11 protein-coding genes are annotated in these 12260 nt (G+C 58.2%); 6 read left to right on the top strand and 5 right to left on the bottom strand.

What is annotated here, in order from left to right:
* From RA27_RS00145 to RA27_RS00130, 4 genes are all read right to left on the bottom strand, one after another.
* Positions 1-1650: an alpha-glucosidase gene (locus RA27_RS00145; protein ID WP_039533783.1), complete on the bottom strand. Its 1650-nt coding sequence runs from the start codon at positions 1648-1650 to the stop codon at positions 1-3.
* A 9-nt stretch (positions 1651-1659) separates the two neighbouring features.
* Positions 1660-2808, bottom strand: coding sequence for a carbohydrate ABC transporter permease (locus tag RA27_RS00140; protein ID WP_039533781.1), 1149 nt, complete (start codon positions 2806-2808; stop codon positions 1660-1662).
* A gap of 9 nt (positions 2809-2817) precedes the next feature.
* Positions 2818-3825 (bottom strand): sugar ABC transporter permease, encoded by a 1008-nt coding sequence (locus RA27_RS00135; protein ID WP_039533778.1) that lies wholly within the window; start codon positions 3823-3825, stop codon positions 2818-2820.
* Between the two features lie 65 nt (positions 3826-3890).
* Positions 3891-5159, bottom strand: a complete 1269-nt coding sequence (locus RA27_RS00130; RefSeq protein ID WP_039533776.1) for an ABC transporter substrate-binding protein — start codon at positions 5157-5159, stop codon at positions 3891-3893.
* Positions 5160-5373: 214 nt separating this feature from the next.
* Between RA27_RS00130 and RA27_RS00125 the strand changes: the two genes are divergently transcribed.
* Positions 5374-6405 (top strand): substrate-binding domain-containing protein, encoded by a 1032-nt coding sequence (locus RA27_RS00125; protein ID WP_039533774.1) that lies wholly within the window; start codon positions 5374-5376, stop codon positions 6403-6405.
* A 1-nt stretch (position 6406) separates the two neighbouring features.
* Entirely contained in the window at positions 6407-7717 is a 1311-nt protein-coding gene (locus RA27_RS00120) for a GH1 family beta-glucosidase (RefSeq protein ID WP_039533772.1), read from the top strand.
* A gap of 117 nt (positions 7718-7834) precedes the next feature.
* Here RA27_RS00120 and RA27_RS23010 read toward each other — a convergent pair whose 3' ends face one another.
* Entirely contained in the window at positions 7835-8329 is a 495-nt protein-coding gene (locus RA27_RS23010; RefSeq protein ID WP_255353517.1) for a DUF2796 domain-containing protein, read from the bottom strand.
* A 273-nt stretch (positions 8330-8602) separates the two neighbouring features.
* Here RA27_RS23010 and RA27_RS00105 point away from each other — a divergent pair, with 273 nt between their 5' ends.
* The 4 genes from RA27_RS00105 to RA27_RS00095 all read left to right on the top strand — a co-directional run bounded on the left by RA27_RS00105 (position 8603) and on the right by RA27_RS00095 (position 12259).
* Positions 8603-9871 (top strand): imelysin family protein, encoded by a 1269-nt coding sequence (locus tag RA27_RS00105; protein WP_039533771.1) that lies wholly within the window; start codon positions 8603-8605, stop codon positions 9869-9871.
* 154 nt (positions 9872-10025) lie between these two features.
* Complete coding sequence (locus RA27_RS23425) at positions 10026-10319, top strand: (2Fe-2S)-binding protein (RefSeq protein WP_082024992.1); 294 nt, start codon at positions 10026-10028, stop codon at positions 10317-10319.
* The gene (gene bfr, locus RA27_RS00100) at positions 10267-10752 is read left to right on the top strand and encodes a bacterioferritin (protein ID WP_039533769.1); all 486 of its coding nucleotides are present in this window, start codon (positions 10267-10269) and stop codon (positions 10750-10752) included. The genes RA27_RS23425 and bfr overlap by 53 nt, the downstream gene beginning before the upstream one ends.
* Before the next feature lie 16 nt (positions 10753-10768).
* The gene (locus RA27_RS00095) at positions 10769-12259 is read left to right on the top strand and encodes a di-heme oxidoredictase family protein (RefSeq protein ID WP_039533766.1); all 1491 of its coding nucleotides are present in this window, start codon (positions 10769-10771) and stop codon (positions 12257-12259) included.
* The last annotated feature ends 1 nt before the right edge of the window (position 12260 follow it).

Here is a 12260-nt window from a genome sequence, read left to right as displayed (position 1 = left end):
TTACCTCTTTTTTCGGGCCAGCAGACAGAATTGAGCGGCGTCCAGCGTTACCGTGCCCGCGCCATGAACGCCGCCCAACTCCTCCCCGATCACGTGCCAGTCTCCGCCGGGCAGGGTCACCTCGGCAGGTTCCGCTCCCAGATTGAAGGCGCAGAACACCTCTTCTGCCGCATCCTCGCGGGAGAAGGTCAGGGCCGCTCCGGTTTGTGTCATCCCCGTCTGTGACCCTGCCATCAGCGCGGAATGTGCGTGTCGCAGCGCGATGGCGCGGCGGTACTGGTGCAGCATCGACGCCGGGTCCTGTTCCAGCCGATCCACCGCCCGCTCGGCCTGAGGCGAGCTGACCGGCAACCACGGGCGACCCGTACTAAACCCGGATTGTTCGTCCTGCGCGGCCCAGACCATTGGCGTTCGGCACCCGTCACGGCCTTTGAACTCTGGCCAGAATTCGATGCCGTAGGGGTCCTGCAAATCCTCAAACGCCACATCGGCTTCGGGCAGGCCCAGTTCCTCGCCCTGATACAGGCAAGCGGACCCACGCAGGCACATCATCAGAACCGCGTGCTGCCGGATCGCGGCATCATCCAGCCCCCAGCGTGAGGCATGGCGCTGGACGTCGTGGTTCGAAAACGCCCAACACGGCCACGCATCGCCAGCCTTGTCTTGCAGCTGATCAAAAACCTGCTTTGCATACGCCGCCGTCAGTGCCCGCTTTTCGAGGAATTCAAAGGCATAGCACATATGCATCCGCTTATCGCCGCTGGTGTATTCGCCCATGATCTCAAGCCCGCGCTGCGCATCGCCGACCTCACCCAGACAGGCGCGGCCTTCGTACGCGTCGGTCAGGGCGCGCAGCCGTTCTAGGAAGGCGATATTTTCGGGTTGGCTTTTGGAATAGAGGTGATCTTGATGGTTATACGGGTTCACCATCGGTGCAATCGACGAGTTACGCTGATCCATCGGCAGGCCGGGATTGTCGCGCAGCTGAGCGTCGTGGAAATAGAAGTTGATCGTGTCCAGACGGAAGCCGTCAACTCCCATATCCAGCCAGAACCGGGCCACATCCAACAGGGCATCCTGAACGTCCTTGCAGTGGAAGTTCAGATCCGGCTGCGAGGTCAGGAAGTTGTGCAGGTAATACTGCAGCCGCCGCGCATCCCATTGCCACGCCGAGCCACCAAAGATCGACAGCCAGTTGTTGGGTGGCGTTCCATCCGGTTTAGGATCAGCCCACACGTACCAATCAGATTTTGGATTATCCCGGTTGGCGCGGCTTTCGCTGAACCATGGATGCTGATCCGAGGTGTGTGACAGCACGAGGTCAATCATCACCTTCAGCCCATGCGCATGGGCCTGATCCAGCAATTCCTTGAAATCCGCCATGGTGCCGAACATCGGATCGACATCGCGGTAATCGCTGACATCATACCCGAAATCCTTCATCGGAGATTTGAAGAACGGCGAAATCCAGATCGCATCGACCCCCAGCGAAGCGATATAGCCTAGCCGTTGGGTGATCCCCCTCAGGTCTCCGATCCCGTCGCCATTGCTGTCCTGAAAGCTGCGCGGATAGATTTGATAGATCACGCCTCCGCGCCACCAGTCTGATTTCGCTTCGGTTGTTTTGAATGCTGTGGTTTGCACGTTCATCACACGCCCTTATTTTACGGAACCGGCCAACAAACCGCGGACCAGATATTTCTGCATTGCAAAGAAGACCGCCAACGGCACCGCTATCGACACGAACGCCGCCGTGGCAAGGATTTCCCAGTTTCCGCCCCGCGTGCCTAACAGTTCGACAATACGGTTGGTCATCACCGTGGTCTGGCCGGTGGCATCGATCAGGAACACCTTCGCGACCAGCAGGTCATTCCATGTCCAAAGGAATTGGAAAATCGCGAACGAAGCCAGCGCCGGGAAGCTGAGCGGCAGGATCAGTTTGGTGAAGATCTGAAACTCAGTCGCACCATCGACCCGGGCGTTTTCGATCAGATCGCGGGGCAGTCCGGCCATATAGTTGCGCAGCAGGTAGATCGCAAGCGGCATTCCAAAGCCGGTATGTGCGAGCCACACGCCCAGATATCCTTTGGGAATACCGATATGCAGGTGAAACTTCAGCAGCGGGATCAGTGCCAGTTGCAATGGAACAACCAACAGACCGACCACCGCGGCAATCAGCAGGGCGCGGCCCGGGAAATCCATCCATGCCAGCGCATAGGCCGCAAAGGCGGCGACAAGGATCGGGATGATCGTTGCCGGGATCGTTACCGTGAGCGTGTTGAAGAAGGCCTTGCCCATGCTGTCGGTACTGTCCTCCGCCAGCAGCACCTTGTGATAGTTATCCAGCGTGAATTCAGGCGGCAACTCGGCCGTCACAAAGACACGCGACCCGCGACTGCCCGAGAACTCTTCGGTGTTTTCCATTCGGTAGTTGCCATCAACGTCAACCGTGATCGTGCCGCCCTTGCGCAGTTCAGCCGTTTCGCCCGGTTTGAACGCATCAATCGCACGAGAGCTTACACCCCATTGTGAAATCTTGGCCGTCACGCCCGCATCAAACAGATTGCCCTCGATCACATACAAACCGTTCTCCAACACCTGTGTCTCGGGTGCGGCGCTGCGCAGGGTCAGGTTCTGCTCGGACGGAAACAGCGAACGCCACCAGCCGCTGGTCGCGATCTGATCCGCCGTCCGGAAGGACGAGATCAGCAGACCCAACGTCGGAAACACCCACAACACCACCAGCAGCACAACCGAGCCATGGACCACCCATCTGAGGGCCGGTCTGGTTCCTGCAATATCGTTCATGCCCGCCCCCTACTTCATCTCTTGGCGCGCGTTGCGCACGTTCCAGATCAGGATCGGAGTGACCAGCAGCATGATTACCATGGCCGAGGCCGACCCCACGCCCCAGTCATTGGCGCGGAACAGTTTGTCATACATGTAATTGGCCAGAACCTGGGTCTCCCATTGCCCGTTGGTCATGGCAAATACGATGTCGAAGACCTTGAGCACGGTGATGGTGATCGTCGTCCACACCACCAGGATGGTGGTCTTGATCTGCGGCACCTTGATCTTGAAGAAAATCTGGAACGGGTTGGCGCCGTCCAGGATGGCAGCCTCGATGGTTTCCTCGGGGATACCCCGCAGCGCGGCGGACAGGATCACCATGGCAAAGCCCGTCTGAATCCAGACCAGAACAATCATCAGGAAAAAGCTGTTCCAGAACGGGATCGTCAGCCAGGTCTGCGGCTCGGTCCCGCCAAAGAAGATGTAAAGCGCGTTCAGGATGCCGATCTGATCCTGTTCCGCAGGACGCGTATCATAGACCAGTTTCCAGATCACCGAGGCCCCGACGAAAGAGATCGCCATCGGCATGAAGATCAACGCCTTGGCCACGTTCCCCCAGCGGATACGGTCGGTCAGCTGCGCCACCAGCAGCCCGAATGCAGTCGACATCGCCGGAACCACGATCAGCCACAGCATATTGTTGCGCATGGCCTCCCAGAATTTCGGCTCTGCGGCCATCTGACGATAGTTCTCGAGCCCGACCCATTCGTAGCCGCCCCCGGGGATGCGATCGGTGAGCGACAGGCGCAGCGTCTCGACCACCGGATAGGCCAGATAGAGACCCAGCGCCAGCAGCGCGGGAAACAGAAACAGCCAGGGCCGGATCACGTTGGCGCGGTTGATATTGCGACCCGCATTTGGCCCGCGCGCCGGGAACAGCACCTTGTCCAGAAACTGGTTCGACAGATAGAAATAGCCCACACAGCCCGACACGCCTATGGCGATGGTCAGCAGGCCCTGAAGTGCAGGATGCATCACGCTCTCCGTTGCGAAAGGGGATTGGGCGGCCTGTTGCGCAGGCCACCCGGCCTCAGATGCGCTTAGTCCAGCGCATCCCAGGAGGATTGGATTTCGTCGGCGACCTCCTGTGCAGGTTTGCCACCAGCATAGTCGACCATACCGGTCCAGAAGGTACCGGCCCCTACACCACCCGGCATCAGATCCGACCCATCAAACCTGAACGTGGTCGCGCCCAGCAGAATGTCGTTCATCTTCTTAAGCGTCGGGTCCGAGAACACGGACGTGTCCACCCCCTTGTGCGGGGTCAGGAAACCGGTCAGGGCCATCCATGTCTCGTGCGCCTCGGGGGTCTGCAGATAGGCAATCAGATCATGTGCGGCGGGGCTGTCGTTGGTAATCGCCCAGAGTGTACCGGCCCCCAGAACCGGGCTGCCGAGGTCTTTGCTTTCATATGCGGGGAAATAGAAGAAATCGGCATCTTCGCCAACAACTGTACCCTCGGGAAAGAACGCGGGGATGAAGGACGCCTGACGGTGCAGGTAGCATTGCGGAGGTGAGCTGAACATGCCCTTTGGGCTGTCGCGGAAATCGGTCGTCGCGACGGCACCTGCTCCGCCGGCAACGTAATCGTCATTGCGCGCAAACGCGCCAAATTCCTCGATGGCGGCAACGACTTTCGGGTCGTTGAACTTCATCTCGTTCGCAACCCAGGCGTCATAATCTTCGGGAGACTGGGTGCGCAGCATCATGTCCTCGACCCAATCGGTCGCAGGCCATCCGGTCGCACCGCCAGAGCCCAGACCGATACACCAGGGCGTTTCTCCGTCAGCGACGATCTGATCGCTCAGTGCCTTGAGCTCCTCCATCGTGTTCGGCACCTCGTAACCGGCATCCTCGAAATTCTCAGGCACGTACCAAACGAGCGATTTCACATCGACCTTGTAAAACAGCCCGTACAAATGGTCCTGACCGTCCGGACCCGGATAGGTGCCCAGATCCACCCACGACTGACCCGCCGCATAGTTGTCGCGAATCCAATCCGCAGTCCCATCGCCCAGCGGGGTCAGAAAACCCGACTTGGCCATATCGGCCGCCAGACCGGGCTGAGGGAATACGGCAACATTCGGCGCCGATCCCGCCTCGGCATCAATCCTGATCTGCTGTTCAAAGCTGTCTGAACCGACATATGCGTATTCATGCCCGGTTGCGGCTGCAAATCCATCCAACACTGCCTCGACGTTCTCCTGATCCGGCCCCAACCACGGCCCGAACACGGTAACCTTGTCAGCCTGAGCCGCGCCCGCCATCAGGGCGAACGTAGCGGCACCTGCATAAAGCGAGTGTTTCATGAGTTCTCCTCCCAACATAATACGCGCATTTGAGACTCGTTTTCAAAGCGCTTTGAATATTGCGCTTTATCCGCTAACATTCGAATTCTGTCAACGCCCCATGGAAAAATAGCTGATATAACGATATATCTCGCCGGTACTCGAAACAGGTTGACGAAACCAAAAAATCAAAAGAGAACAATACAGACTCTGATTTTAAGGCGCTTTGAAAGCCATGAACCTAAAGCAGCTCTCTGAGATTCTCGGTCTTTCACAGACAACCGTCAGCCGCGCTCTGAACGGCTATCCCGAAGTGAATGAGGGGACGCGCATCCGCGTTCAGGCGGCGGCCGACAAACACGGATACCGCCCCAATAGCCGCGCCAAGGGGTTGGCCACGGGCCGATCGATGGTAATCGGGCATGTGATTCCCACCTCATCCCAACACGAGATGGTAAATCCGATCTTCGGGGATTTCGTCGCTGGTGCAGCACGAACATATGCCGAAAACAACTATGACATGATGTTCACCCATGCGCCCGATACATCAATCGAAGAATCGTATCGCAGCTTGTTCAACAGGGGCGTCGTAGACGGCGTTGTCCTGCAAGGCCCCAAAGTGCATGAGCCGCGGATTTCAGTGCTGTCGCGTATGGGCGTCCCTTTCATCGTCCATGGCCGATCGACCCACGCCGAGGAGCCCTATGATTGGATCGACGTGAACAACCAGCGATCATTTGAACGCGCGACGCGGTTTCTGATCGATCTCGGCCATAAGCGCATAGCTTTGATCAACGGCCTCGAGGAAATGGATTTTGCCCGCCGCCGCCGAAACGGGTATATGACAGCGCTCGAAAAAAGCGGGATCGCTCCTGACCCCAATCTGTTGCGCAGCGCGGAAATGACCGAGATTTACGGCCATCAGACAGCGTGCGACATGCTGAAACTGAGCGACCCACCCACGGCCATTCTGGCTTCGTCGATCATTTCGGCCGTTGGCGTTCGGCGGGCGCTTGAAGAGAACGGCCTTAAGATGGGTCGCGACATCTCGGTTATCGCCCATGATGATGAACTGTCTTACATGCGCAATGGTATGGATGTTCCAATTTTCACGGCAACACGGTCGTCGGTCAGGCACGCGGGTGAGTTGGCCGCCGAAATGTTGATCGAACGGATAAACGCGCCCAACGCTCCCCCAAAAACACGTTTGCTGGAAGCCGAACTTGTGGTTGGCAGTTCCACTGGGCCGGCTCCGCAAAGGACTTGAAATGAAACATAAACGAACAGATTTTCCGCCGGATTTTCAGTTTGGTGTAGCGACTTCGGCCTACCAGATCGAAGGACACGCGCAAGGTGCTGCGGGCACGACCCACTGGGACAGTTTCGCAGCCACCCCGGGCAACGTTGCAAATGCCGAAAACGGAGATATCGCCTGCGATCATTACAATCGTTTCGAACAGGATTTCGATCTGATCCGGGACGCCGGTTTCGACTGCTATCGTTTCTCCACCAGTTGGGCCCGTGTCCTGCCCGAAGGTCGCGGCACCATCAATCAGCAGGGCCTTGATTTCTATGACCGTCTGACCGACGCGTTGCTCGAACGCGGCATCAAACCCTGCGCCACGCTATACCATTGGGAACTACCCTCACCGCTTGCCGATCTGGGCGGCTGGCGGAACCGGGACATCGCGGAGTGGTTCGCGGATTTTACTGAAATCGTCATGGGGCGCATCGGCGATCGGATGTTCAGCGTTGCCCCTATAAACGAACCGTGGTGCGTAAGCTGGCTCAGCCATTTCGAGGGTCACCATGCCCCGGGTTTGCGCGACATCCGCGCAACAGCCCGCGCCATGCACCATGTCCTGCTGGCACATGGCCGCGCGATTGAAACCATGCGCGGGTTGGGCATGTCCAATCTTGGTGCTGTGTTCAACCTCGAGTGGGCCGAACCAGCCGATGACAGTAACGAAGCGCGAATTGCGGCAGAGCTTTATGACGGGATTTACAATCGGTTCTTCTTGGGGGGTGTTTTTGACAAATCCTATCCCGGGAACGTACTGGACGGCTTGGAACCTCATCTGCCGACCAACTGGCAAGACGACTTCGATACTATCGGCACACCCGTGGACTGGTGCGGCCTCAACTATTACACACGCAAGCTGATCACACGCGCCGATGCTCCGTGGCCGGGCCTGAAAGAAGTCCCCGGCCCCTTGCCCAAAACGCAGATGGGATGGGAGGTCGACCCCGCAGCCCTATCCCGGTTCCTGATCCGAACCGCACGCGATCACACCGGCGATCTACCTATTTATGTGACCGAAAACGGCATGGCGAGCCCGGAGCGCCACCATGACACAGACAGAATTGGCTATCTGGATCAGCATCTTGCCGAAGTTCGCAGGGCTCTGGACCAAGGCGTACCGATCAAAGGCTATTTTGTCTGGTCTTTGCTGGACAACTACGAATGGGCATTGGGGTATGAAAAACGGTTCGGGCTGGTCGACGTGGATTTTGAAACGCTGGAGAGGACTCCAAAGGCTTCTTACCACGCGTTGCAGGCCGCTTTGGCCCGGGATTAAAGGTGGCCGGCGACCCCCGCCCCGATCAGTGGCCCGGACGGCCTCAACTCATACCAGCCTTCGCCGGGTAACAAGCTTTGAAACAAAGCGACCCCGCCTGTCACGGGATATGCCAGCCTAATTGCGCAAATTCAAAACTGGGTTTTCACGTTCCACTGTCAGGTTCTGCACCCCGTCGGGCGACATCAACTCAACAACAAGACGCTCTGCGCGGGAAAACCGGTCAAAATAAGCAAACCGGATAGATGTCACCAAGGCAATTTCCTGACACTGCAACAAATAATCGGCCTGAAATTCGGTGTGATGCGCTGCGTCATCACTGGATTGCGCCTGATCATGAACGAAGACGTCACCAACAAGTGCCACATTGGCGGTCGCGGTCATACAGCCCGCCTCGGATGGCACTTCAAAAATCGCCAGTGGCCTGGAAAGATCCGAAATCGCAACCGCAACATCCGCCCGTTCGTCTTCGTTCTCGGCCGTATGCTCGAACCCTACAATATCGACGCCAGGCACCTCGAGGGTCAGGGCAAATCCAGTCTCTTCAAATGAAATTGTCATACGGCCGGCACCATGAGTATGTGCCTCAGTTGTAGACAGTTGCTGAGCCATCGGCGCGACGGGCAAGAGCGTAAGAAGAAAGGCCGCGCATCTCATATTACTCACCATTCACGAAACAAACTGTACGACAGTTTAGTACAATTGTGACCCAGCGCAATGATTGGCAGGCGTTCTGACCTCCCCAGATATGGTTAGGCAGAAGCGGGACAAATTGTCCGACAAAAAAACTCAGGTTGACTTTACTGACTAATTCTCTCAGAAAATTCTGCGTCTACCCCGCGGCACTGCGGGGATCGAATCCCGTTAAGCAGGAAAGAGTTCCAAATGACCAGACTATTCGCCGCGGCCAGCGCCCTGACCTTGTGCATCGCAAGTGCAGCCGTCGCCGACGCCCCGTCCAAAGCCGATGTTCTGAACACATATGCCAACATCGCAGAAGCCAAGTATGACGACAGCCTGATCGCTGCAAAAACGCTTCAAGCTGCGGTTAACGCGCTGATCGCCGACCCGTCGGATGCAACCCTGAACGCTGCCCGCGCCGCGTGGGTCGCCGCTCGTGTACCCTATCAGCAGACCGAGGTTTATCGCTTTGGCAACGCCATCGTCGACGACTGGGAAGGCAAAGTGAACGCGTGGCCTCTGGACGAGGGCCTGATCGACTATGTGGACGCCTCGTACGGCGGTCCCAGCGACGAGAACGAGTTCGCCGTGCTGAACGTCATCGCCAACCCCAGCTTCGATCTGTCGGGTGAAACCATCGACGCCAGCGAAATCACCCCTGCTCTGCTGTCCGACACCCTGCACGAGGCAGACGGGATCGAGGCCAACGTCGCGACCGGCTACCACGCCATCGAATTCCTGCTGTGGGGTCAGGATCTGAACGGCCACGGCTCGGGCGCAGGAAATCGTCCTTACACCGACTATGTGCAAGGTGACGGTTGTACCGGTGGCAACTGCGACCGCCGCGCGCAATATCTGAGCGCCGCAACCGACCTGCTGGTCAGCGATCTGGAGTGGATGACCGCCCAGTGGGCCGAAGGCGGTGAAGCGCGTGCCGCGCTGACCGCAGACGAGAATGCCGGTGTCAGCGCGATCCTGACCGGCATGGGCTCACTATCCTATGGCGAGCAGGCGGGTGAACGTATGCGTCTGGGCCTGATGCTGAACGATCCCGAGGAAGAGCATGATTGCTTTGCCGACAACACCCACAACAGCCATTACTATGACGGCCTGGGCATCCAGAACGTTTACCTGGGCGACTACACCCGCATTGATGGCACCCCGGTCACGGGCGCGTCGGTATCGGACCTGGTCGTCGCGGTCGATCCGGCGCTGGATACCGAGATGCAGGCGAAACTGGCCAATACCATGCAGGCCCTCGGCCGCATCAAATCCACCGCAGAAGCGGGCTTTGCCTATGACCAGATGCTGGAACGCGGCAATGAAGGCGGCGAAGCTCTGATCATGCGCGGCGTTAACGGTCTGGTCGATCAGACCAAAACCATCGAGCGTATCGTGACTGCGCTGGAGCTCGACCAGATCGATTTCGAAGGCTCGGACAGCCTGGATAACCCGGACGCGGTGTTCCAGTAAAGCTCTGGCCGGGTTCACTCATCCGGCCACGCCGGGAGCGTTTCTCCAGATCCACTCCCGGCACGACGAATACTCTGAAGACGTGTCTTTGATCTGGACGCGCACCAAGTAACCTACTATTTAACTAAGAAATCGCTGAGCAGGCCGAGTTGCCATGATCGTATGCCACTGCACCAATATCTCTGACCACGACATCCGGGCCGCAATCGACTGGATGCGCACATCAGATCCGCAGACCATCATCACCCCCGGAAAGATCTATCACGCCCTTGGCAAGTCTGCGGATTGCGGCGGGTGTATGCCGCTTTTCCTAGACACAATGCGTTCAGACGATAATCTGGAAGTCCCCATGCAGCTACGCGCCTTGCGCGCCAGGCCAACAGAGGAGACAGACCATGAAGGGCGATCCCAAGGTTATCGAATATCTCAACAAATCACTGCGGCATGAACTGACAGCGGTTAGCCAGTACTGGTTGCACTACAGGTTGCAGGAAGACTGGGGCCTTGGCCACATGGCCAAGAAAAGCCGTGAAGAATCCATCGAAGAAATGGAACATGCCGACAAACTGATTGAACGTATCATCTTTCTCGAAGGTCACCCCAACCTGCAAAAACTTGATCCATTGCGGATTGGCCAGACGCCGAAGGAAACCCTTGAATGTGATCTGGCGGCCGAAATTGATGCAAGAGCCCTTTACAAGGAAGCGCGCGAATACTGCCGGGATGCCGGCGACTATGTGTCGATGTCGCTGTTCGAGAGCTTGATGTCCGATGAAGAGGACCATATCGACTTTCTCGAAACGCAGCTCGACCTGTATGAAAGGATCGGCGAAGCCAACTATGCGCAACTCAACGCATCAACCATGGACGAAGGCGAGTAAGCTTGCCCTTGCATCGGTGGCCGCTCTCTCGGCCACCCCCACTCTGGCGACCGAGCTACGGGACCCACATCTGAATATCCTTCCCAGAACAACCGAAGAACGCGCACGGATCGACGCCGTTACGACGACTCCCCGCGATTTCAGTGCATCACAACAGTTCGAAGATTTATCCGCAGGTGCCGCGACCGTTCGGGTTCGCACCAATGCGGATGCGTTTTCTCAGCCGTCGGCCAACATCAGTTTCGAGCAGGAACTGGATTTCAAGGTCGGCAACGGGTTGTTCAAAAAGATCTGGGTCTCGTCCCCGTCTTCCACGCTGGCCTCGGACGGGCTTGGCCCGCTTTACAACGCCCGTTCCTGCCAGCGCTGTCATATCAAGGATGGGCGCGGTCATACGCCCAACGGACCCGATGACAGTGCCGTGTCGATGTTTCTCCGGGTTTCCATCCCCGGCAGGCCCGAGGATGCGCCTGCCGGGATCGAAGACTACATCGCCACCTTACCCGACCCGAACTATGGCGGGCAGTTGCAGGATTTCGCGCTGGCAGGTCACCCCGCAGAATATCGGCTGGACATAACCTACGAAGAAGTCCCAGTTGAACTGTCCGACGGCGAAACGGCCTCGCTGCGCCGCCCCACCTATACGGCTGCCGATCTCGGCTATGGCCCGCTGCATCCCGATGCCATGCTCAGCCCCCGGGTCGCTCCGCAGATGATTGGGTTGGGGTTGCTCGAGTCCATTCCGGTCGAGGACCTGCTGATCAAGGCCGATCCCGAGGATGAAGATGGCGATGGCATTTCAGGTCGCCCGAACATCGTCTGGTCTGAAGAATTCGGTGAGCCCATGATGGGTCGCTTTGGCTACAAGGCCGGAATGCCCACAGTTATGGAGCAATCCTCGGCCGCCTTTGCAGGCGACATCGGCATCTCGACGCCACTCTACCCGGCGCCCTTTGGTGATTGCACCGAGGCTCAGACCAACTGCATCGCCGCCCCGCACGGGGACAACGATGTGCGCGGTTTCGAGATCGACGAGGTCGGTATGGATCTGGTGGCCTTTTACAGCCGCAATCTGGGCGTTCCCGCCCGCCGTGACACGGATGATCCAATGGTACTGCGCGGGAAAGAAGTGTTTCACACCTCCGGCTGCGCGTCCTGCCATACGCCCGCGTACGTCACCCACAGGATGCCTGACCGGCCCGAACACAGTTTTCAGCTGATCTGGCCCTATACCGACTTGCTCCTGCACGACATGGGGGAAGGGCTGGCAGACAACCGCCCAGAGGCACGTGCCACCGGCCGCGAATGGCGCACGCCACCCTTGTGGGGCGTCGGCCTGACCGAACGTGTCTCGGGTCATACCCAATTCCTGCACGACGGTCGGGCGCGCAACCTGCTTGAGGCGATCCTGTGGCATGGTGGCGAAGCACAGGCCGCACGCGACACGGTTGTTTCAATGCCCAAAGCCGACCGTGATGCCCTGATCCGCTTTCTGGAGAGCCTCTGAC

The sequence above is a fragment of the Ruegeria sp. ANG-R genome, assembly GCF_000813985.1.
Classification (GTDB): Bacteria; Pseudomonadota; Alphaproteobacteria; order Rhodobacterales; family Rhodobacteraceae; genus Ruegeria.
Note: the sequence above shows the minus strand (reverse complement) of the source record. Positions and strands in the feature narration are given on the sequence as shown.

Coding starts and splice junctions, on each gene's coding strand:
- RA27_RS00120 (WP_039533772.1), top strand. CDS start 6,407: ATGAAACATAAACGAACAGATTTTCCGCCGGATTTTCAGTTTGGTGTA.
- bfr (WP_039533769.1), top strand. CDS start 10,267: ATGAAGGGCGATCCCAAGGTTATCGAATATCTCAACAAATCACTGCGG.
- RA27_RS00130 (WP_039533776.1), bottom strand. CDS start 5,159: ATGAAACACTCGCTTTATGCAGGTGCCGCTACGTTCGCCCTGATGGCG.
- RA27_RS23425 (WP_082024992.1), top strand. CDS start 10,026: ATGATCGTATGCCACTGCACCAATATCTCTGACCACGACATCCGGGCC.
- RA27_RS00140 (WP_039533781.1), bottom strand. CDS start 2,808: ATGAACGATATTGCAGGAACCAGACCGGCCCTCAGATGGGTGGTCCAT.
- RA27_RS00135 (WP_039533778.1), bottom strand. CDS start 3,825: ATGCATCCTGCACTTCAGGGCCTGCTGACCATCGCCATAGGCGTGTCG.
- RA27_RS00105 (WP_039533771.1), top strand. CDS start 8,603: ATGACCAGACTATTCGCCGCGGCCAGCGCCCTGACCTTGTGCATCGCA.
- RA27_RS00145 (WP_039533783.1), bottom strand. CDS start 1,650: ATGAACGTGCAAACCACAGCATTCAAAACAACCGAAGCGAAATCAGAC.
- RA27_RS23010 (WP_255353517.1), bottom strand. CDS start 8,329: ATGGCTCAGCAACTGTCTACAACTGAGGCACATACTCATGGTGCCGGC.
- RA27_RS00125 (WP_039533774.1), top strand. CDS start 5,374: ATGAACCTAAAGCAGCTCTCTGAGATTCTCGGTCTTTCACAGACAACC.